The 19,870-nt window shown below is 62.8% G+C and carries 20 protein-coding genes; 10 read left to right on the top strand and 10 right to left on the bottom strand.

What is annotated here, in order from left to right:
* Window positions 1-11 precede the first annotated feature (11 nt).
* Complete coding sequence (locus GJR96_RS13140) at window positions 12-1,322, bottom strand: hypothetical protein (RefSeq protein ID WP_151163339.1); 1,311 nt, start codon at window positions 1,320-1,322, stop codon at window positions 12-14.
* Window positions 1,323-1,418: 96 nt separating this feature from the next.
* Here GJR96_RS13140 and GJR96_RS13135 point away from each other — a divergent pair, with 96 nt between their 5' ends.
* Together GJR96_RS13135 and GJR96_RS13130 are read left to right on the top strand one after the other, a co-directional pair.
* The gene (locus tag GJR96_RS13135; RefSeq protein ID WP_151163338.1) at window positions 1,419-3,164 is read left to right on the top strand and encodes an acyl-CoA carboxylase subunit beta; all 1,746 of its coding nucleotides are present in this window, start codon (window positions 1,419-1,421) and stop codon (window positions 3,162-3,164) included.
* A gap of 109 nt (window positions 3,165-3,273) precedes the next feature.
* Window positions 3,274-3,633, top strand: a complete 360-nt coding sequence (locus GJR96_RS13130; protein WP_151163337.1) for a DUF5658 family protein — start codon at window positions 3,274-3,276, stop codon at window positions 3,631-3,633.
* Here GJR96_RS13130 and GJR96_RS13125 read toward each other — a convergent pair.
* Both GJR96_RS13125 and GJR96_RS13120 read right to left on the bottom strand, forming a co-directional pair.
* Complete coding sequence (locus GJR96_RS13125) at window positions 3,617-4,051, bottom strand: DoxX family membrane protein (protein ID WP_151163336.1); 435 nt, start codon at window positions 4,049-4,051, stop codon at window positions 3,617-3,619. The two genes, GJR96_RS13130 and GJR96_RS13125, sit on opposite strands and share 17 nt — an antisense overlap.
* Before the next feature lie 113 nt (window positions 4,052-4,164).
* The gene (locus tag GJR96_RS13120) at window positions 4,165-4,626 is read right to left on the bottom strand and encodes a MaoC family dehydratase (RefSeq protein ID WP_151163335.1); all 462 of its coding nucleotides are present in this window, start codon (window positions 4,624-4,626) and stop codon (window positions 4,165-4,167) included.
* A 239-nt stretch (window positions 4,627-4,865) separates the two neighbouring features.
* Here GJR96_RS13120 and gdhB point away from each other — a divergent pair, with 239 nt between their 5' ends.
* The 6 genes from gdhB to GJR96_RS13090 all read left to right on the top strand — a co-directional run bounded on the left by gdhB (window position 4,866) and on the right by GJR96_RS13090 (window position 11,375).
* Window positions 4,866-6,152 carry a glutamate dehydrogenase GdhB gene (gdhB, locus tag GJR96_RS13115; RefSeq protein WP_151163334.1) on the top strand — a complete coding sequence of 429 codons (1,287 nt, stop codon included), beginning with the start codon at window positions 4,866-4,868 and terminating at the stop codon, window positions 6,150-6,152.
* A 134-nt stretch (window positions 6,153-6,286) separates the two neighbouring features.
* Window positions 6,287-7,126, top strand: a complete 840-nt coding sequence (locus GJR96_RS13110) for an HpcH/HpaI aldolase/citrate lyase family protein (RefSeq protein WP_151163333.1) — start codon at window positions 6,287-6,289, stop codon at window positions 7,124-7,126.
* A 177-nt stretch (window positions 7,127-7,303) separates the two neighbouring features.
* Window positions 7,304-8,557, top strand: coding sequence for a Glu/Leu/Phe/Val family dehydrogenase (locus tag GJR96_RS13105; RefSeq protein WP_151163332.1), 1,254 nt, complete (start codon window positions 7,304-7,306; stop codon window positions 8,555-8,557).
* Window positions 8,558-8,729: 172 nt separating this feature from the next.
* Complete coding sequence (pyrB, locus tag GJR96_RS13100; protein ID WP_151163331.1) at window positions 8,730-9,644, top strand: aspartate carbamoyltransferase; 915 nt, start codon at window positions 8,730-8,732, stop codon at window positions 9,642-9,644.
* Window positions 9,641-10,108 (top strand): aspartate carbamoyltransferase regulatory subunit, encoded by a 468-nt coding sequence (pyrI, locus tag GJR96_RS13095; protein WP_151163330.1) that lies wholly within the window; start codon window positions 9,641-9,643, stop codon window positions 10,106-10,108. Before pyrB ends, pyrI begins: the two co-directional genes overlap by 4 nt.
* A gap of 391 nt (window positions 10,109-10,499) precedes the next feature.
* Window positions 10,500-11,375, top strand: a complete 876-nt coding sequence (locus tag GJR96_RS13090; protein ID WP_151163329.1) for a hypothetical protein — start codon at window positions 10,500-10,502, stop codon at window positions 11,373-11,375.
* Between the two features lie 239 nt (window positions 11,376-11,614).
* On the opposite strand, the gene GJR96_RS13085 is transcribed toward GJR96_RS13090, so the two are convergent.
* From GJR96_RS13085 to GJR96_RS13055, 7 genes are all read right to left on the bottom strand, one after another.
* A complete protein-coding gene (locus GJR96_RS13085; RefSeq protein WP_151163328.1) occupies window positions 11,615-12,373 on the bottom strand; it encodes an SDR family oxidoreductase in 759 nt (252 codons plus the stop codon).
* A 134-nt stretch (window positions 12,374-12,507) separates the two neighbouring features.
* Window positions 12,508-13,224 carry a ThuA domain-containing protein gene (locus tag GJR96_RS13080; RefSeq protein WP_151163327.1) on the bottom strand — a complete coding sequence of 239 codons (717 nt, stop codon included), beginning with the start codon at window positions 13,222-13,224 and terminating at the stop codon, window positions 12,508-12,510.
* A gap of 78 nt (window positions 13,225-13,302) precedes the next feature.
* A complete protein-coding gene (locus GJR96_RS13075; protein ID WP_151163326.1) occupies window positions 13,303-14,106 on the bottom strand; it encodes an enoyl-CoA hydratase/isomerase family protein in 804 nt (267 codons plus the stop codon).
* Between the two features lie 72 nt (window positions 14,107-14,178).
* Window positions 14,179-15,201 carry a mandelate racemase/muconate lactonizing enzyme family protein gene (locus GJR96_RS13070; RefSeq protein WP_151163325.1) on the bottom strand — a complete coding sequence of 341 codons (1,023 nt, stop codon included), beginning with the start codon at window positions 15,199-15,201 and terminating at the stop codon, window positions 14,179-14,181.
* Complete coding sequence (locus GJR96_RS13065) at window positions 15,201-16,100, bottom strand: 1,4-dihydroxy-2-naphthoate polyprenyltransferase (RefSeq protein WP_394349494.1); 900 nt, start codon at window positions 16,098-16,100, stop codon at window positions 15,201-15,203. The genes GJR96_RS13070 and GJR96_RS13065 overlap by 1 nt, the downstream gene beginning before the upstream one ends.
* A gap of 828 nt (window positions 16,101-16,928) precedes the next feature.
* Window positions 16,929-17,462 carry a type 1 glutamine amidotransferase domain-containing protein gene (locus GJR96_RS13060; protein ID WP_151163323.1) on the bottom strand — a complete coding sequence of 178 codons (534 nt, stop codon included), beginning with the start codon at window positions 17,460-17,462 and terminating at the stop codon, window positions 16,929-16,931.
* A 433-nt stretch (window positions 17,463-17,895) separates the two neighbouring features.
* The gene (locus tag GJR96_RS13055) at window positions 17,896-18,813 is read right to left on the bottom strand and encodes a 1,4-dihydroxy-2-naphthoyl-CoA synthase (RefSeq protein WP_151163322.1); all 918 of its coding nucleotides are present in this window, start codon (window positions 18,811-18,813) and stop codon (window positions 17,896-17,898) included.
* A 124-nt stretch (window positions 18,814-18,937) separates the two neighbouring features.
* Here GJR96_RS13055 and GJR96_RS13050 point away from each other — a divergent pair, with 124 nt between their 5' ends.
* Together GJR96_RS13050 and GJR96_RS13045 are read left to right on the top strand one after the other, a co-directional pair.
* A complete protein-coding gene (locus GJR96_RS13050; protein ID WP_151163321.1) occupies window positions 18,938-19,369 on the top strand; it encodes a CopD family protein in 432 nt (143 codons plus the stop codon).
* Complete coding sequence (locus GJR96_RS13045; RefSeq protein ID WP_151163320.1) at window positions 19,362-19,862, top strand: hypothetical protein; 501 nt, start codon at window positions 19,362-19,364, stop codon at window positions 19,860-19,862. The genes GJR96_RS13050 and GJR96_RS13045 overlap by 8 nt, the downstream gene beginning before the upstream one ends.
* Window positions 19,863-19,870 lie beyond the last annotated feature (8 nt).

Raw genomic sequence — 19,870 nt, 5'->3', positions numbered from 1 at the left:
TCGGCGCTGGACTACCGACCGAGTTCGTTTTCGACTGCGCTCACGAGTCTCGTAGCCGTCGGTTTCGCCGCCGTCGCGAGGTGCTTCGCGGCGACGTAGTGGGCGTACCCCCGAGTCGCAAACTCGGTGGCCCGTGACTCGCTTCTCCCCACTTCGTTGGCGACGTTCTCCACGTCACGGTCACCACGTATCGCCTCGAACTGTGCCTGTCGAATACAGGTGTGCTCGACTGGGTCACCGACGGTCGAACGCGCCTGCCGGAGTGCGTCGATAGCCGCCCGTCGAGACGAGACGAGTGCCTCGTTCGACTCCGGAACAGACAGCGATTCCCTATCGACTCCCTCCCGTGCGGTGAGTCGTTGTCGCCGCCATCGAAGGTTCGAGAGCGCCGTCGCCGGCCGATTCGCGTCGAGAGCGTCTCGAACGTCTCGCGGTGGCCTGACGGACAGTTCGTCGAGTACCTCGTGGACGACCCGTGGTTGTTCGTCCGAGACTGGGGTCATCGATTCGATGTCCGCTTCGGTCGTTTCGAGGAGGGTCTGCGCCGCGGTAGCCATCGGGTCTCGAAGCGAGGGCGTTCCCTCGAAGACCCGTTCGCGTTGCCCGCCGATGACGGCGTTCGCGTCCGCGAGTGCGGCACGGGCGTGCGAGAGTTCACCCATCGCAGCAGCGAACAGACGATATCGTTCCGTCTCGTCGTCGACGCTGTCGGTGCCGATTAGCGCTCGGTCGACCGATTCGAGCGAGGACCCCGCTTCGAGGAGGAGTGCCTCAGTCTCGGCGGCAGCGTAGATACCGACCGGAACTGTCGTCGCACGATACTCCACGTCCGTCCACGAACGGGCGAGCACGCGGCCGAGGTCGACGTCGTGCTCCCAGAGCGCGTCAGTCTCCACCTTGCCAACGGCGGTGTCGAGCCATCCGCGTCCCTCACTGAGCGTGCTCCGTGCCTCACGAATCGACCGCATCGCGTCTGTGGACTGTTGCTGGGTGCTCTCAGTGATGGACGCTCGTCCTCCCTTCAAGTGGTTCGACGCTCTCTCGACGGAGAGACTGTCTGGAGAGACATCGTCGGGGAGCGAGGACAGACGCTCGGCCAGCGCCGCCGCACTCCGTTCTGCGGTGTCGCGGGCGCCACCGAGGTAGCCGTCGGGGAGCGGGAGACTCGCCGGTGGGGGTCGTGGAATCGGGTCTTCGAGTACCTCCCTGAGCGCTTCTGCGTCGTACTTCGGGCGACCGAGACATCCGGCGACACCGGCGAAGACGGCGGCACCCGTCGCGTGGAGGAACGACCGGCGAGAGGACGGCCAGGGAGGGGACACGACCGAGGTGTTGCCTCAGGTGACACATCGCTGTTTCGACTCGGTGGCAAATCGTGCATGGAAAACCATTTTGAATACGGTGTCGCATCCCAAGGTATGAAGGTCAGAATCGGCGACGGCGCGACTGGCGAAGAGGCCGAAGCCATCGCGAGCGCGCTTGCCCGACATCTCGCGACCGACGTGGACGTGTTCGTCGGCGAGGGCGAGGAGGCCGTCGCGAACGCCGAACCGCCTGCGGACACCTTCCCGCTCGAAGACGACATGGAACCGACCGAGCGTGAAGCGAAACTCCGCGAGGAGATTGCCGACATCCTCGGTGGTGGCCCCGAGAAGTACAAAGAGCGACTTCCCGAAGCGGGTAAACTCTTCGTCCGTGACCGTCTCGACCTGTGGTTCCCCGAGGGCCTGAAGTTCGAAGACGGAAAGTTCGCCAACTTCGATTCGTGGCACGAGAACTCCCCCGAGGTGGACGGCACGGACCCCAACACGCGACTGCCCGGTGACGGCCTCCTCACCGGTGCCGCCGAGTTCGATGGCCGTGACCTGCACTTCATGGCCAACGACTTCACCGTCAAGGCAGGGTCGATGGCCCGTCGCGGCGTCGAGAAGTTCCTCCGCATGCAGCAACGTGCCCTCAAGACCGGGAAACCGGTGTTGTACCTGATGGACTCATCGGGAGGTCGTATCGACCAGCAGTCTGGGTTCTTCGCAAACCGCGAAGGCATCGGGAAGTATTACTACAACCACTCGATGCTCTCGGGATACGTCCCGCAGATTTGCGTCCTATACGGGCCGTGTATCGCGGGTGCCGCGTACACACCCGTCTTCGCCGACTTCACCATCATGGTCGAAGGCATGTCCGCGATGGCCATCGCCTCGCCGCGCATGGTGAAGATGGTCACCGGCGAGGAGATTTCGATGCAGGACCTCGGCGGGGCACAGATGCACGCCCAAGAATCGGGCAGTGCCGACTTGGTCGCCCGCGACGAAGAGCACGCCCGCGAACTCGTCTCGCAACTCATCACGTACCTCCCGAACAAGGCCGGCGAGAAACCACCGCGTTCGGAACCGAAACCGCCACGCTTCTCGCCCGAGGGCATCGACGAACTCATCCCCGAGTCGCCGAACCGCCCCTACGACGTCCACGACCTGATAGAGCGTATCGTGGACGCCGAGTCGGCCTTCGAACTCAAACCCGACTACGGGAAGGAAATCGTCACCACGTTCGCGAAGATAGACGGCCGACCGGTCGGCATCGTCGCCAACCAACCCACTGAGCGCTCGGGTGCAATCTTCCCAGACGCCGCAGAGAAAGCGGCCGAGTTCATCTGGACGTGCGACGCATACGAGATTCCACTGCTCTACCTCTGTGACACGCCGGGGTTCATGGCCGGGTCGCAAGTCGAAGAGGACGCCATCCTGGAGAAAGGCAAGAAGTTCATCTACGCCACCTCGTCGGCGACGGTTCCCAAACAGACGGTCATCGTGCGCAAAGCCTACGGCGCGGGCATCTACGCGATGGGCGGCCCCGCCTACGACCCGGACAGCGTCATCGCGCTCCCGTCCGGCGAAATTGGCATCATGGGCCCGGAGGCCGCTATCAACGCCGTGTACGCGAACAAACTCGCCGCTATCGACGACCCGGACGAGCGCAAGATACGCGAAGACGAACTCCGCGAGGAGTACCGCGAAGACATCGACGTCCACCGGATGGCGAGCGAAGTCGTCATCGACGAAATCGTCCCGCCGTCGTCGCTCCGTGACGAACTCGTCAACCGCTTCGAGTTCTACGCCTCCGTCGAGAAGTCGCTTCCCGACAAGAAACACGGGACGATACTCTGAGTTAATATTCTGTTTTTCCGGCAGGTAACCTCTCGATAATTGACCTAAGCGGAGGATACTGAGGTAGGTCGCCTGCCTCTGTGGGGTATCGCACTTCGGTGCGCCCACAATGAGTCACGGAATTCCACAGGCCGAGACACCACGCTCCGTTCTTTCGCACGTCGTCAGTGACGACAACGTCCTCTGGGCCGTGACGATGTTGGCGTTGATTCTCGACGTCGTGACGACCCTGTACGGACTCGGCCGCGGACTGGCGGAACTGAACCCCGTCGTGCTCGCGTTCATCCCCAGCATGGGCACTGTCGGTGCACTCCTCTTCTTGAAACTCGTCGTCTTGACGGTGGCACTCGTCGCGTGGGTCGTCCTCCCGAACCACTATCGAGCAGCGATACCCATCGGCGTCGCAGTGCCGTGGGGCGTCGCTGGCCTGATGAACACGCAACTCATCCTCGTCACCCTGTTCGGGTAGGTCGACTGAGTGCGTCGACAAGGACGGCCCACGCGAGGCCGGCGAGACCAACGTCGCGGGCGAGAACGTCGCCGAACAGGCCGCCTTCGAGGACGAACACGACCCCGAGATAGAGACACGTCGCCGTGAGAGAGACGGCGGCGACGGCGCTCGCAACGGCGGTGTACCGGTCGGCGACGAGTGCCGCCCCGAAGCCAATTTCGAGGACGCCGTTGACGAGCATGAACACGACAGGCGAGACGACGAGCACGGGCGCAAGCCAGTCCACGACGTACACGGTCCACGCGAGAGGGTCGAAGAGTTTGTGGACGCCGGCAGCGAACACCATCGACCCGAGGCCGACTCGAGCGATGGACGCCGGGGGAGGAGCACGAGCAACACTCGCCGAGAGACGCGCGCCGACAGCGTCGAAGTCCATAGATGTCGTAGCGACGCTGGAGAGAAAGCGGTGTGGGTGGCAGGAGAGAAACGATTCGAGTGCAGTGACGAAGACGAGAGGATTCAGGGGCGGTGTGAGCGAGTCGCCGCGAGTTACTCGCCGTCGACGTTCTCCTTCTTCAAAGACAGTGCCGTTCGCTCGAACTCACAGACCAACTCGTCGTCCTGATTGAACACCTCGACTTTCATCGTGACGACGCCGCGTTCGCCGTCAGACGTTTCGCGCTTGTCGAGGACCGTCGTCTGGGCACGGAGCGTGTCGCCGTGGAAGACGGGGTTCGGATGCGAAACGTTGTCGTAACTGAGGTTGGCGACGATGGTTCCGTCTGTCGTGTCGGGAACCGAGACGCCGACGGCGAGACTCATCGTGTAGAGACCGTTGACCAGTCGCTCGCCGAACTGGGTCTGGGACGCGAACTCCGCGTCGAGGTGGAGCGGTTGCTGGTTCATCGTCATGTCGCAGAACTGCTGGTTGTCCGACTCGGAGACGGTGCGGCGCTTCTCGTGTTCGATGGTCTGGCCGACTTCGAACTCCTCGTAGTACAGACCGGTCATAGTCCAGGTTGTGTAAGACCATGATAAAACCGTGCCGGTCAGCGAGGCGTCACGTGGTGTGGCAACGGCAGGTGTGACAACTATTGCCCCGAGCAAAAGCAGATAACAACCATTATAATTATCCACAGTCGAGAGTCGCGAAAGCGCTCACTGGCCGCCCGTAACCGGCGGCCGGTGGTCGTGTGCGACAGAAACCGGGTCGACCGGCATCGCCGGCGAAAAACCGGCACGAATGCACTATGGCATCCGCAGCATCATCCACCGCGAAAGACGACGAACCGACGGAAGAGACAGCGCTCGAAACAGCACGCCGCCAACTCCAGCGTGCGGCGGCGCACCTGGACGTTGACCCGGGTGTCATCGAGCGCCTCCACCACCCCAATCAAGTCCACCGCGTCTCGGTTCCGCTCGAACGCGACGACGGCACGACCGCTGTCTACACCGGCTATCGCGCCCAGCACGACAGCGTCCGCGGACCCTACAAAGGTGGCCTCCGGTTCCACCCCGACGTGACCGAAGACGAGTGTATCGGCCTCTCCATGTGGATGACGTGGAAGTGCGCAGTGATGGACATCCCCTTCGGTGGTGCCAAAGGTGGCATCGTCGTCAACCCGAAGGACCTCTCGACGGACGAAAAGGAGCGCCTGACCCGCCGCTTCGCCGAAGAACTCCGTCCGTTCATCGGCCCCACGAAAGACATCCCTGCCCCCGACATGGGAACCGACGCGCAGACGATGGCGTGGTTCATGGACGCCTACTCGATGCAGGAAGGCGAGACGCAGGCAGGCGTCGTCACGGGCAAGCCACCGGTCGTCGGCGGCAGCAAGGGCCGTGATACGGCACCCGGCCGTTCGGTCGCAATCGTCGCACGCGAAGCAATCGACTACCTCGGCTGGGACATCGAAGACACCACCGTCGCCGTCCAAGGATTCGGGTCCGTCGGCGCACCCGCCGCGCGACTCCTCGACGACCACGGCGCGACGGTCGTCGCCGTCTCCGACGTGAACGGCGCAATCTACGACCCCGACGGCCTCGACACCCACGACGTGCCGACCCACGAGGAAGAACCCGAAGCCGTCATGAAGTACGACGCGCCGGAGACGCTCTCGAACGAAGACCTCCTCGAACTCGACGTGGACGTACTCATCCCGGCCGCCATCGGCAACGTGCTGACCGCCGAGAACGCCGGCGACGTGCAGGCAGACCTCATCGTCGAAGGTGCGAACGGCCCGACCACCTCCGCGGCGAGCGAGATTTTCGAAGAACGCGAAATCCCTGTCGTCCCGGACATCCTCGCCAACGCCGGTGGTGTCACCGTCTCGTACTTCGAATGGTTGCAGGACCTCAACCACCGTTCGTGGTCGCTCGAACGCGTCCACGACGAACTGGAGACCGAGATGCTCCGCGCGTGGGAAGCCGTCCGCGAACAGGTCGAAACCCACGACGTGACGTGGCGTGACGCCGCGTACATGGTCGCACTCGAACGCGTCGCCGCCGCCCACGAACACCGCGGCCTCTGGCCCTAAACACGGCGCGTCCCCCCACTGTCGTTCACGAACCGACGGACTTCACGGCACTACGCGCTCTGCGGTCCTGACACCACACGCTTCACGATACCGCCCCACCAAACACTCATTTCCACCCCATTCAACTCTCATCTATGCCACGACGGAGCGTCCTGTTTTCACCCGGAGACCGGCCCGAACTCATGCGAAAAGCCCCCGGCGCGGGCGCAGACGTACTCGTCTTCGACCTCGAAGACGCCGTTGCACCCGAGCGCAAAACGGAGGCGCGAGACGCCGTCGTCGACGTGCTTTCGGACCCCGCGTTCGACCCCGACGCGGAGGTCACAGTCCGCGTGAACCCGGGTGACGACTGCCTCGACGACGTTGCTGCCGTCTGCGCTACCCACCCGCCCGATGCACTCGTGGTTCCGAAGGCCACGAGTGCCGACGACGTGGCCCGCGTCGCCGACGCCGCCCGCGACGCGGGGACCGACTGTCCGGTCATCGCCATCGTCGAGAGCGCTGCCGGTGTGCTCGCTGCACCCGAAGTCGCCGCCGCAGAAGACACCGTCGCGGTCATCTTCGGTGCAGAAGACTTCTCCGCAGACGTTGGCGCGACGCGAACAGACGACGGGACCGAGGTACTCTACGCCCGTGAACGCGTCGTCGTCGCTGCCGCAGCAGCGGGTATCGACGCAATCGACACGCTCCACGTGGACTATCAGGACGACGCCGGCCTCCGCGAAGACGCTCGATTCGGCCGTCAACTCGGCTACGACGGGAAACTCGCTATCCACCCGGCACAGGTCGCCACAATCAACGAGGCGTTCTCGCCGGGCCCCGAGGACGTGACGTGGGCGAAGAAGGTGCTTCGCGCCCGTGACGAGGCGGCGGCCGAGGGCCGCGGCGTCTTCGGTGTCGACGGCGAGATGATAGACGCGCCACTCGTCAAACAGGCGGAGAACATCTTGGACCGAGCAGGCGAATCGTACTGAGAGGTCCACGAACGAACCGTACTGCGTCGCCGACGAATCGGCTCAATCGACTCGTCGGTGAAATCGACCGACACCTCGTCGTTGCATGTCTCCTTTTATCGATGGGTACGAGTATTATCATTATCGTATGGTAAAATCTCCGCTACGCTTAAACGCCTGCCGTGAGCGTATTATGACATGGCACAAGAGGCGAATCCATTCGAGAGTTTACAGGAGCAGATCGACGACGCAGCAGCCTACCTCGACGTGCGCGACGACGTCATCGAGCGTCTGAAGAATCCGGAACGGGTGCTCGAGACGAACCTGTCCGTCGAGATGGACGACGGCAGCATCGAACTCTTCCGCGCCTATCGGTCTCAGTTCAACGGTGACCGAGGACCGTACAAAGGCGGCATCCGCTACCACCCGGGCGTCACCCGCGACGAAGTGAAGGCCCTCTCGGGCTGGATGGTGTACAAGTGCGCCGTCGTAGACATCCCGTACGGCGGCGGCAAAGGTGGCATCGTCATCGACCCAAAGAACTACAGCGAGGGCGAACTCGAACGCGTCTCCCGGTCGTTCGCCAAGGAACTCCGCCCGTTCATCGGCGTGGACCGCGACATTCCCGCACCGGACGTGAACACCGGTCAGCGCGAGATGAACTGGATAAAGGACACCTACGAGACGCTCGAAAACACCACCGCACCCGGCGTCATCACCGGGAAGGCGCTGACAAACGGTGGGAGCGAAGGCCGTGTCGAAGCGACCGGCCGCTCCACGATGCTCACGGCGCGTGAGGCGTTCAAATACCTCGACCGAGATATCGAAGGCGCAACCGTCGCCGTGCAGGGCTACGGGAACGCCGGGTCCGTCGCCGCGAAACTCATCGAGGACCTCGGCGCGAACGTCGTCGCCGTCTCCGACTCGTCCGGTGGCATCTACGACCCCGACGGCCTCGACACCCGCGACGTGAAGGCGTTCAAGAACGAGACCGGAACCGTCTCGGACTACGAGGGTACTGAACCCCTCACGAACGAAGAACTGCTCACGCTCGACGTGGACCTCCTCGTCCCCGCCGCACTCGAAAACGCCATCGACGGTGACCTCGCAAAGGACGTGCAGGCCGACATCATCGCCGAAGCGGCGAACGGACCGCTCACGCCCCGTGCAGACGACGTGCTGACTGAGCGTGGCGTCCACGTCTTCCCCGACATCCTCGCTAACGCCGGCGGCGTCACCGTCTCGTACTTCGAGTGGGTCCAGAACCGCCAGCGGTTCTACTGGACCGAAGAACGCGTCAACGACGAACTCGAACGGGTCATCGTCAACGCGTTCGACAACCTCGTCGACGCCTACGAGACGCACGACCTGCCGAACTTCCGTACCGCGGCGTACGTCGTCGCCATCCAGCGCGTCGTCAACGCGTACGACTCCAGCGGCAACTGGCCCTGAACACGGGCCTGTCGCCGACTGACTGGGTTGTCGTGGCCCTCGATTGACGTCCGTTTTCTTCTTCGTTCGACACTTCACCCGTTTCCTTGGTAGAGTTATACACGCCCCTGTATATCACGCGCGCCGACCGATGCCGGGAGATTCAAGTCGGTGTAGGTCGCTCCATTCACCGATGCGTCAGGACCACCTCATCTCCGCGACAGACCTCTCGCGGGAGGACATCGAGGCGGTGCTCGACCGCGCGGCTGAAATCGACGCGAATCCGGCAGCATTCCGGCAGCAGCACGCCGGGAAAGTTCTTGGGCTCTGTTTCTTCGAACCGAGCACACGAACCCGGATGAGCTTCGATACCGCGATGAAACGCCTCGGCGGCCAGACGGTCGACATGGGACCGGTCGAGTCGTCGTCGGTCAAGAAAGGCGAGACGCTCGCCGACACGGTCCGCGTGGTCGAAGGCTACGCGGACAGCCTCGTCCTCCGCCACCCAAGTGAGGGCGCGGCCAGAATGGCCTCGGAGTTCGTCGACGTTCCGCTCATCAACGCGGGCGACGGTGCCGGCCAGCACCCGAGTCAGACGCTCCTCGACCTCTACACCATCCGAGAGAACGCGGGACTCGACGACCTCACCGTCGGTATCATGGGCGACCTGAAGTACGGCCGGACGGTTCACTCGCTGGCCGAAGCGCTCACGAACTTCGACGCGCGCCAGCACTTCATCAGCCCAGAGAGTCTCCGCCTGCCACGGAACGTCCGGTACGACCTCCACGCGTCCGGGTCGCAGGTGAAAGAGCACACTGAACTCGACGAGATTCTCCCCAGTCTCGACGTCCTCTACGTGACGCGCATCCAGCGCGAACGGTTCCCCGACGAGAACGAGTACCGCAAAGTGGCCGGTGAGTACCAAATCGACGCCGAGACACTCGACGCGGCGTCTGACGACCTCACCATCATGCACCCGCTTCCACGGGTAGACGAAATCTCGCCCGACATCGACGACACCGACCACGCGACGTACTTCGAACAGGCACACAACGGCATCCCTGTCCGGATGGCGCTGTTGGACATCCTCCTCACCCAAGACCGATGACAGACGACCACGAACTCCGCGTCTCGAAGATTCAGAACGGTACCGTCATCGACCACGTCGCCGGCGGGCAAGCACTCAACGTCCTCGCTATCCTCGGCATCGACGGCACGAAAGGAGAGACAGTCTCCGTCGGGATGAACGTCCCCTCGGACCGCCTCGGCCGCAAGGACATCGTCAAGGTCGAAGGACGCGAACTGAGCCAATCTGAAGTGGACGTGCTCTCACTCATCGCTCCGGCGGCGAGCATCAACATCGTCCGCGACTACGAAGTGGTCGAGAAGAACCGCGTCGTCCGCCCGGACGTCGTTTCGGGCATCATCTCGTGTCCGAACCGTAACTGCATCAGCAACGCCGACGAACCCATCCATGCCCGGTTTACCGTCCTCTCGGACGGCGTTCGCTGCGACTACTGCGACACTATCGTCCGCGAAGACGAAGTCGCGGCGAACCTCAACGTCAACTAATTCTTCGACGGGTCTCTTCGTATCTGTCCGGAACCCGAAAGTCACGCTGTCCTGCCGAGAGGCCAGTGCTCAGGATACCGTTCGACGCGAAACAAATCATGTCGTAATCACTTAGTGCAGTGCCACCGTACTTCGAGTCATGTCCAAGAAAGCCAAACTCGTGTTGGTTCTGGCAGTCGTCGCACTCCTGTACACCGTCTTCTCCGGTGACGGTGAATCGGTCGAAGTCGAAATCGAAGAGTAACCCCGTTTTCCTTCACTCGGTCTCCATCGGACCGAGTGCCGCCCTCCTTCGTTCGTGAGTGACGACCAGCGTCGTGCGAGAGTGGGAGAGTCGCCGTCCAGACACGGGAGCGAACGACTTACCCGCGGGCCACCCAAACGGGTGGGCATGTACGGGGTCGTCACACGCAACGCAGACGAAATCGACTGGCCCGAGTTCGACCGCGCGTTCTACGAGGTCAAAGACGTGACCGGACGCGCCGCCGAACCGTTGTCGAACGCGGTGAACATGGTGTCGTGTTTCGGTGACAACGCCGCCGCCAACGAGAACCCGGACCTCGTTCCCGTGGACGCCGACGGCAACCTCGCCACCCGCGACCGGACGTACTTCGACTGGGCGTACATCTGCCCGACGAACGAGAAGTACCGCACCGGTCTGCTCGAAATCATCGACGACGCCGTCGCCGCCAACGGCGACGTTCGACTCGACGACGTTGGATTCCCGCGCGACGAGTACTGCCACTGTGAGCGGTGTTCTCGACGCTTCGCAGAGTGGGCCGACGAGAACGGCCGAGACGCGGACGACGAAGACGCGTGGTTCGAGTGGCGCGCCGCGGTCATCACCGAGTTCGTCGCCGACGCCGCCGACCGAATTCCCGGGCGCGTCTACCTGACGCTCTACCCCGACCCCTACCCCGGCCACCTCTACCGCCGTGCTGGCCTCGACATCGAATTCCTCGCCGAGTACGTCGACGAGTTCGTTGTCCCTCTCTACGACATCGACTACGGGACGACCTATTGGCTCGAGACCATCGCGAGAGGGTTCGTCTCGCTTCTCGACCCGTACGACGTGGATTTCTCTATCGAACTGTACGCCGTGGACGTGGACGTGGACGCCCTCGTACACGCCATCGAAGTCGCAGACGAGTACGCCAAAGACGTGCTGTTCGGGTACGACGCGAGCAACGCCGCCGCGACGCTCCGCCGGATGACTGCCGACGGCAAAGCGGGGAAGACGTTCCGCCCGGAAGACGCGACGCGCTGACACCAGCACGCAACAGTTCGCATCCCGTCAGCTTACTTAAATCGCGCCGGAGAGATAACCGATAACCACGATGCCGAGGAGGAAGATGAGCGTCGCCACGGCGAACAGAGCGAACATGAGTCGCCGTTGCCCACTCGTCGGTTGTGCCATGTGCATTCTTCCGTTCTGTGGGTACTTATCGTAGTCGGCGAGTTGTCAACTTTCGATTCGTGGTCAAAAACGACGGGGTCGAGAAGACGTTACGGGACGACGTAGCCGCCGTCGATGACCATCGGGTGGCCGGTGACGAACGAGGCGTCGTCGGAACAGAGGTAGACGACGGCGCTCGCAATCTCTTCGGGCTTTCCGAGGCGTCCGATTGGTTCGTCTTCGAGGAGTCCGGCTTTCGCTTCGTCGTCGCCCTGCGTGAACCGTTCTATCATCGGTGTCTCGATGACGCCGGGACAGACCGCGTTGACGCGAACGTTCTCCGTCGCCACTTCGAGGGCGGCAGAGCGGGTCAGACCGATGACGCCGTGTTTCGCCGCGTAGTAGTGCGAGAGACTCGGGCCGCCGGTCATCCCGGCGACCGATGCGGTGTTGACGATAGCCCCGCCGCCGCGTTCGAGGAGACGTGGAATCTCGTACTTCATGCTGAGGAAGACCCCGGTGAGGTTGATGTCGATGACTTGCTGGAAGTCTTCGAGTTCCATCTCTGCCATGGGGCCGGCCTTCCCCTCGATACCCGCGTTGTTGTGCGCGAAGTCGAGTCCCCCAAAGGCGCTCACCGTCTCGTCGACGAGACGAGCGACGTCGGACTCTTTCGAGACGTCAGCCTCGATGAAGACTGCTTCACCACCTGCGTCCTCTATCTCGGCGACCACCTGCTGACCGGCGTCTACCTGAAGATCCGAAACCACGACCTTCGCCCCTTCTTCTGCGAAACGGAGCGCAGTCGACCGTCCGATACCCGATGCGGCACCCGTGACGAGTGCCACCTTACCGTCGATTCCTTTCATAGTATCACCGCGACACCGACCACCAATCTGCGGGTAGTCGGCGCTGCCCGTGTGAATTAGTCGCACGAGAGAATAATCGCTTTTCAGGCGGTGCAGACAGTCAACAAACACAGAACGAGTCTGGAAGACGTGGCTCAGTTCAGGTCTTCGAGTGGGTCGGCGTTACCGAAGTACGGGTCGGCCCCGTCACTGGGTGCCGCCCAATCGACGGCGTTCTGGAGGACGGTCCGAATCTCGGGTTGTTCGTAGATTGGGTACGTCTCGTGCCCCGGTCGGAAGTAGAAGATGCGGCCCTTGCCGCGGGTGTAGCAACACCCACTTCGGAATACTTCACCGCCTTCGAACCACGAGAGAAAGACGAGTTCGTCGGGCGCGGGGATATCGAACCGCTCTCCGTACATCTCGGCGTTCGGCACTTCGAACGACTCGGGGATACCCTCGGCGATGGGGTGGCCGGGTTCGACCGTCCAGACGCGTTCTCTCTCGCCCGCTTCGCGCCACTTGAGGGAACACGAGGTGCCCATCAGGCGCTTGAACGGCTTGGAGTAGTGCCCCGAGTGGAGGACGAGCAGTCCCATGCCGTCGCGGACGCGGTCAGTGACGCGCTCGACGACGGCGTCGTCTACCTCGTCGTGGGCTTTGTGACCCCACCAGACGAGCACGTCCGTCTCGTCGAGGACGGATTCAGGCAGGCCGTGTTCGGGTTCGTCGAGCGTCGCCGTATCCACCTCGTGACCATCCTCACGGAGGGCGTCGGCGACGACGGTGTGGATGCCATCGGGGTAGACTGCGGCGACTTCGTCGCTGTCGCGTTCGTGGCGAAATTCGTTCCAGACGGTGACGGTGACCATACACTCGCCGTCGCTCGGTGGCGTCAAGTATGCACCGACCCCGACCGGTTGGCCCCCCGCACCGCTCGCCGTGGGGGACTATCGCCCTTCGAATTCTGGGTCTCGGCGCTCCATGAACGACTCAACACCTTCGGTGTGGTCGTCAGTCTCGAAGATGACAGCCTGTGCCGCCGCCTCGTGTTCGATTGCCGCCTCGATTGAGTCGTCCGGTCGGCGGAGCAGACGTTTAGAAGCGGTGAGTGCTTTCGTCGGACCGCCAGCGATTCGGTCGGTCAACTCGTCGAGTTCGGCCTCGAATTCGCCCTCGCCAGCGACGCGGTTCACGACACCGAGTTCGAGTGCCCGTTCGGGACCGAGTAGTTCGCCGGTGTAGACGAGTTCCATCGCCACGTTCCGACCGACGAGTCGCGGGAGGAGATACGAGAGTCCCGAGTCGACGGCGAGTCCGACGCGGCGGAATCCGAACCCGACGTGGGCGTCTTCGTGGAGCAGTTGAAGGTCGCACGCGATAGCCAGCGCGCCCCCGGCACCGACCGCCGGCCCATCGATAGCGGCGATAGTCGGGAGGTCACAGTTGTAGACGCGACGGACACAGTCGGCGGTGTCGTGGACGACGTGGTCGACGGCGTCAGGCAGCGACAACGCGCCGGCCTGTAACTCTAACATGGCGTTCACGTCGCCACCGGCGCAGAATGCACCGTTGGCACCGCGGAAGACGACACACCTCGTCTCGTCGGGGAGCGAGTCGAGTGCCTCGCGGACGCCCGCTGTCACCTCCACAGTGAGTGCGTTCCGTACCGCTGGGGCGTCCAGCGTCACTGTGGCGACGCCCGCGTCGATATCGAGTCGTACCGCGTCGGAATCGAGTTCCACCTCGGTCATCTTCGACGCAGACGTGCAGAATCGTGAAAAACGTTTGGCCCGTGGAGAGTTGAATAGCCCCGTCGACCAACTTCAGTCGAAGCGTGAGGTCACGTCGATGCCGAGACCCGGGGTTTCTGGAACAGCCATCGTTCCGGCTTCGACAGGGGCAGGGTCGGGAGCGAGGTCGGAATCGAGGAATGACGCGGTGGCGAGACCGTGCGCCCGATTACCGGGAACTGCGGCGGCGACGTGGAGGGCACCGAGTCGGGCGACGACGGCGTCGATTGTCGTCGTGACGACGACGCCCACACCGGCGTCAGTTGCCCGTTCAGCGACCGAGAGAACGCGGTCCGGCCCGCCCAGCGCCATGGGCTTACAGACGAGGACGTCAGCCGCATTGGACGCGATGGCCCGTTCGGGGGACACCGCCGCGAGCGATTCGTCGAGCGCGATGGGTGTGTCGTGGAGTCGCCGTAACGCGGCGTGCCCGTCGAGAATTTCGGCGGGGAGCGGTTGTTCGATGTATTCGAGTTCGAGCGACGCGACGCCATCGAAGAATCGGTCTGCCGTCCAGCGGTCCCACGCACCGTTCGCATCGGCCCGGAGGGAGACGGTCGGACCGACTGCCTCGCGGACCGCGCGAAGACGGTCGATATCGTCCGCCAGTGCGCGCGCGCCGACCTTCACTTTCAGGCAGTCGAATCCGGCGGAGACGGCGTCCTTGGCGGCCTCGACGGTCGATTCGACACCCGAGTCGCCGATGGTCGAATTCACCGGAACCGAGGTGTGTGACTCGGTGGCTAGCGACGACGCGAGCGACCGGCCTTCACCGCGGGCACGAGCGTCCGCGAGTGCGAGGGAGACGGCGTGTCTGGCCGCCGGTGTGTCGTCCAGCGCTCCGCCGGCGAGTACCGTTTCTGGGTCGTCGACCGATTCGAGGGCGTCGCGGCACTCGGCGAGCGATTCGGTCCATCCGGGGAGCGGCGTCGCCTCGCCGACGCCAGTCGCGTTCGCCGTCTCGACGGCGACGAGAAATCCCTCACGCCGGTCGATATCGCCTTTCGCCGTCGAGAGCGGGCGTCGTAAGTCGAGAGCGAACTCGCGGACGCGCATCACGCGAAGACCAGTCCGACCGAGAAGAGGACGGCGTACAGCGCGAGCAACTTCCCGGTGTCTTCGAGCGCCGGGTTGAGTTTCGCGCCTTTCGTCTCGGTGACGACGGTCCGGGCGATACGCGCCGCGATGGGCATCGAGAGGACCGGAAGCAGGACGAACCACTCGAAGTCGAACTGCGTCCACAGGGCGACCGGAATCGCGTATGCTACAACGAGCATTCCGACGTACTCCGCGCGGGCGAATCCGTAGCCGAATCGGACCGCGAGCGTCCGCTTGCCCGTCGTCGCGTCCTCTTCTTTGTCGCGGACGTTGTTCACGACGAGGATGTTCGTCGAGATGGCCGCGATTGGGAGACTGGCGAGGATGGCGACAAGCGGAACCGTTCCCGGTGGGATGCCCATCGAGAACGGGTCTGCGAGGACGCTCGCGGCTTGCACGTAGTAGGTGCCGACGACGGCGACGAGGCCGAAGAAGACGAAGACGAACAGGTCGCCCAGCCCGTGGTAACCGAGCGGGTACGGCCCGCCGGTGTAGGCGATGCCCGAGGCGACAGAGAGGAGACCGATAACGAGGATGGGAACGCCGCCGACGTAGACGAGATAGGTTCCGAGGACGATGGCGATGGCGAACGTGAGGTACATCGCGCGCTTCACGTCCGCTGGCGGGATGAGACCACCCGCGGTGACGCGGGTGAATCCTTCGCGTGCCTCCGTGTCGGCACCCTGAATCGCGTCGTAGTAGTCGTTCGCGAAGTTGGTGCCAATCTGGATGAGGAGCGCCCCGACGAGTGCCGCGAGCGCCGGTAGGGGTGCGAAGACGCCTTCGTGGACGGCGAGCGCGGTGCCGACGAAAACGGGCGCGGCGGCGGCCGGAAGGGTTTGAGGCCGCGACGCCATCACCCACGCTTGCCTGCGAGAGATGTCCTGCGTACTCATTGCGCGTTACTCAGGGACCGGGGAGGGTCAAATTTTGCATTCCGTGGCGGGGGTGAGACGGGTGACTGTAGACGACTCGACGAACCGCGTGGGTTCTAGTCGCTATCGAATTGTTTGGATACTGATGATTGCACGAGACCGTGCTGAATAGAGAGCGCGAGTCGGTCACAGAATCTGCCTTGTTCAATCGAGACATACAGCGCGCACCGACAACACGGAAACCCCGAGTTGTAGGAGCGAATGAAGTAATAAAATCAACCTCCCTGCGAGGACTTATTGCGCACCAGTCCGGACTGAGACTACCGAGCTAGATGAATATTCAGAGTCATTTTGCAAACCGAGGGTGGTGGAAGGTGCTCTTCTTGATACCCTTGCTGTTCCTTCTGCATCAAGTCCTTTTCGTGCTGAATACTGTCGTCGTCTCCGATTATAGCATCGGACTCTCTGGCTACGTCGTAACTCTCCAAGAGTGGCTAATCATAGCAAACATTGCCGTTTCAATGTATGCTCCAGTCGTCATCTACCACGACCGGAGGTTCCTCGCAGAGTATACAGACTGGACACCAAATATCCTGTATGTTGTTTCGTTCATTCCGCTCGTGAATCTGCTAACTGTAAGTGTGTACCTCACTCAACGTCGCCGGGCTATCAAGCAAACAATCACGTGAAACGAACAGCACTCGCGTGATGAACTCACCCGCTGTCTCTCACACAACGTCTCTCACAGTATCCGGGTAGGTTCCTGTGGTCGTGCTCGATACAGCGTGCATAGTCGGTCGAAACGGCTTCCTAGGCGGGGTGCTCGGCCAGTGCGTCCACTAGGACGCGGCAGTAATCGGGGATGTCCTCGACGACGCGTCCCCAGACGATGTTGTCGTCGCGGAACGCCGGTTCGTCGACCCAGGTCGCGCCGGCATTTATCAGGTCGTCCTTGATACCCAGCGAACCTGTCGCGTCCGAACCCTCGACGATGCCGGCAGAAATTCCGACCAGCCCGGCGTGACAAATCAGCCCGATGATTTTGTCGTCTTCGTAGACGTTCCGGACGAGGTCGAGCACCGACTGGTCGCGGCGAATCTTATCGGGCGTCCAGCCGCCGGGGACCAGGACCGCGTCGACGGCTGCCGGGTCAACCTCACCTGCCGCGAGTTCGGTCTCGGCGGTGAGTCCACCGCTCTTTCCAGTGTACTCCACACCGGCATCCATGCCGACGACGTCGATTTGTGCCCCTTCCTCTTTCATGCGCATGTAGACGGCCCAGAACTCCAGGTCCTCGAAACCGGGGCCGACCAACATGGCGATTCGTTTGTCTTCTAGTTTCATGTCCGAATCACCGTCGGGAGTACGAACCTGACGTGCCGAACGTGCTTCGTCCACGTCGGCCCTGTCCGGCCGATACCCAACCGTACATCGTCATAGGCCCCATTTCGGCATAGTCTTTTATTCGGCCTGACGAGAGAATATACCGACGCTGTCACGCTTTCGTCTCGTAACGAAAAACAAATGAATGGCCGTTTGCTGAACTCATCCTCGGTCTGTTGCGCCCGAGTTGTGACAGAGTCTGTGTAGGTTTCTGAGACCGTGCTGTAGAATCCTGTCTGCAGTGGCCCAAAAGCGAGGGAAGCGAGACTTTCGATATTTTTTCCCCCACCGTGAGACGCGGCGCGTCTCACGAACCTTCGCTCACTGCCGCTCACGAAGACCGGGTTTTACGATGAGTGGGTCGTGAAGCGACCCCGAACCGAAAAACGGTGAGTTAGTAGTGCCAGGGGTAGTCGCGGAATCTGGGTTGCCGCTTCTCCAAGAACGCGTCGCGGCCTTCCTGCGCCTCGTCGGTCATATAGCCGAGTCGAGTCGCCTCACCGGCGAACACCTGCTGGCCCACCAGTCCGTCGTCGGTCATGTTAAAGGCGAACTTGAGCATGCGCATCGCCGTCGGCGACTTCTTCGTCATCTCGTCGGCCCACTCCAGCGCGACATCTTCTAACTCGTCGTGGGGAATCGCCTCGTTCGCCATTCCCATATCCACTGCCTCCTCGGCGGAGTAGGTCTTGCCCATGAAGAACACCTCACGGGCCTTCTTCTGGCCGACCTGTTTGGCGAGGTACGCTGAGCCAAAGCCGCCATCGAACGAAGCCACGTCGGGGTCGGTCTGAAGGAACTTCGCGTGTTCTTCCGACGCGAGGGTCATGTCACAGACGACGTGGAGGGAGTGGCCGCCGCCGACGGCCCATCCCGGAACCACGGCGACGACGGGTTTCGGCATGAAGCGAATGAGTCGCTGGACTTCGAGGATGTGCAGTCGTCCGGCTTTCGCCTCGCGGACGAGTGGGTCGTCCGAGGCGTCCGCTTCGTCGTCGTCGCGGTACTCGTAGCCTGACCCACCGCGAACGGACTGGTCGCCGCCGGAACAGAACGCCCACCCACCGTCTTTCTCTGACGGCCCGTTGCCCGTCAGGAGGACACAGCCAACGTCGGCCTGTTTGCGGGCGTGGTCGAGTGCGGCGTAGAGTTCGTCTACCGTCCCCGGGCGGAAGGCGTTTCGAACCTCCGGCCGGTCGAAGGCGATGCGAACCGCCGGCACGTCGACGGCGCGGTGGTAGGTGATGTCGTCGAACTCGTCGGACCCGTCGACCGGTTCCCAGCGGTCGGGGTCGAAAATCTCCGAGACCATACCGAGAGGCGGCGCGGGCGGCGCAAAAAGATTCGCTTGCGTCGGTGTCGCTCTGGCGCACACCGCGTCGTCCCCTCGCCTCAACCAAACCGTATTGTACCCTCGCAGAGAAGATGTCAATCATATGTCTTCCACGGCACCCCTCGTCGTCCGATTCGTCCACGTTCTGGGGGTGACACTCCTCGTCGGAGGGTCGGTCTTCGTGTGGAACGCGATTCGGACTGTCGGTGTTGGGTACGATACTGTTCGGTTCGCCACGCACTACGAGTGGCTATTCTGGGGGACGATGGCGGTGATGGTCGTCACCGGCGTGGGCAATCTCGGTTCGCTCGGTGCGCCCGGCCCGACGACCCGTTGGGGAACTATCTTGACGGCGAAACTTGGCGTCGTCACGGTGTTTGTCGTGGGTTCGTTCGTCCGGACGCTGGTCGTTCTCACCACCCGACGTCGAGGGGTCGGGAGGGTCATCGAAGACCGTTTCAGACAGTTCTACTCGGCAACGTCGCTGGTACTGATACTCGTCGTTGCACTGGCGGAGGCACTCGCTCATGGTTGACGCCCCTCGACTCGAAATCTGGGCGGTTTCGACGTTCAACGTCGTCCTCCTCTCGCTTCTCGGAGTACTCACGGGGCATCTGAGTGGGTCGCTCGCCGACGTCCTTCGCGGGTTCGGCACGCTCGAAGGGGTGTTGGTATTCGGCTACCTGTGGGTGCTCACGATACTCGCGACCCGATGGGCTCTGTCGACGGGTGGTCTCGACAGGGGACAGACGGGAGAACTCCGTTCCCTCTTCGTTCGAGGCGCGATTGCGGGGGCACTCATCGGTGCGGGATTTCTGGTCGGGACGATACTCGCGGTGGCCTTCGTCAATCTCGTCTCGATGGCGTGGACCGTTCGGTTGGACGGCGTACTCCCGTTCGCACTCATCACGCTCTTGGGCGGCGGAATAGCGGCACTCGTCGGGGGACTCGTCGGTACCGTCCTCGTCCTCGTAGACGTTCTTTTGTTCCGAGTTTCGACGTACTTCGTCGTCCGTCAACCGTCGTAATCTGACGC

It is taken from the genome of Haloferax litoreum (assembly GCF_009674605.1).
GTDB classification, from domain to species: Archaea; Halobacteriota; Halobacteria; order Halobacteriales; family Haloferacaceae; genus Haloferax; species Haloferax litoreum.
Note: the sequence above shows the minus strand (reverse complement) of the source record. Positions and strands in the feature narration are given on the sequence as shown.

What these genes read in the sequence shown, in the direction of transcription:
- GJR96_RS13120 (WP_151163335.1), bottom strand. Translation starts at nt 4,626, where the DNA reads ATGACCGGTCTGTACTACGAGGAGTTCGAAGTCGGCCAGACCATCGAA.
- GJR96_RS13070 (WP_151163325.1), bottom strand. Translation starts at nt 15,201, where the DNA reads ATGCGCGTCCGCGAGTTCGCTCTCGACTTACGACGCCCGCTCTCGACG.
- GJR96_RS13110 (WP_151163333.1), top strand. Translation starts at nt 6,287, where the DNA reads ATGCCACGACGGAGCGTCCTGTTTTCACCCGGAGACCGGCCCGAACTC.
- GJR96_RS13050 (WP_151163321.1), top strand. Translation starts at nt 18,938, where the DNA reads ATGTCTTCCACGGCACCCCTCGTCGTCCGATTCGTCCACGTTCTGGGG.
- GJR96_RS13045 (WP_151163320.1), top strand. Translation starts at nt 19,362, where the DNA reads ATGGTTGACGCCCCTCGACTCGAAATCTGGGCGGTTTCGACGTTCAAC.
- GJR96_RS13085 (WP_151163328.1), bottom strand. Translation starts at nt 12,373, where the DNA reads ATGAAAGGAATCGACGGTAAGGTGGCACTCGTCACGGGTGCCGCATCG.
- pyrI (WP_151163330.1), top strand. Translation starts at nt 9,641, where the DNA reads ATGACAGACGACCACGAACTCCGCGTCTCGAAGATTCAGAACGGTACC.
- GJR96_RS13075 (WP_151163326.1), bottom strand. Translation starts at nt 14,106, where the DNA reads ATGACCGAGGTGGAACTCGATTCCGACGCGGTACGACTCGATATCGAC.
- GJR96_RS13125 (WP_151163336.1), bottom strand. Translation starts at nt 4,051, where the DNA reads ATGGACTTCGACGCTGTCGGCGCGCGTCTCTCGGCGAGTGTTGCTCGT.
- GJR96_RS13060 (WP_151163323.1), bottom strand. Translation starts at nt 17,462, where the DNA reads ATGAAACTAGAAGACAAACGAATCGCCATGTTGGTCGGCCCCGGTTTC.
- GJR96_RS13090 (WP_151163329.1), top strand. Translation starts at nt 10,500, where the DNA reads ATGTACGGGGTCGTCACACGCAACGCAGACGAAATCGACTGGCCCGAG.
- pyrB (WP_151163331.1), top strand. Translation starts at nt 8,730, where the DNA reads ATGCGTCAGGACCACCTCATCTCCGCGACAGACCTCTCGCGGGAGGAC.
- gdhB (WP_151163334.1), top strand. Translation starts at nt 4,866, where the DNA reads ATGGCATCCGCAGCATCATCCACCGCGAAAGACGACGAACCGACGGAA.
- GJR96_RS13055 (WP_151163322.1), bottom strand. Translation starts at nt 18,813, where the DNA reads ATGGTCTCGGAGATTTTCGACCCCGACCGCTGGGAACCGGTCGACGGG.
- GJR96_RS13105 (WP_151163332.1), top strand. Translation starts at nt 7,304, where the DNA reads ATGGCACAAGAGGCGAATCCATTCGAGAGTTTACAGGAGCAGATCGAC.
- GJR96_RS13135 (WP_151163338.1), top strand. Translation starts at nt 1,419, where the DNA reads ATGAAGGTCAGAATCGGCGACGGCGCGACTGGCGAAGAGGCCGAAGCC.
- GJR96_RS13065 (WP_394349494.1), bottom strand. Translation starts at nt 16,100, where the DNA reads ATGGCGTCGCGGCCTCAAACCCTTCCGGCCGCCGCCGCGCCCGTTTTC.
- GJR96_RS13130 (WP_151163337.1), top strand. Translation starts at nt 3,274, where the DNA reads ATGAGTCACGGAATTCCACAGGCCGAGACACCACGCTCCGTTCTTTCG.
- GJR96_RS13080 (WP_151163327.1), bottom strand. Translation starts at nt 13,224, where the DNA reads ATGGTCACCGTCACCGTCTGGAACGAATTTCGCCACGAACGCGACAGC.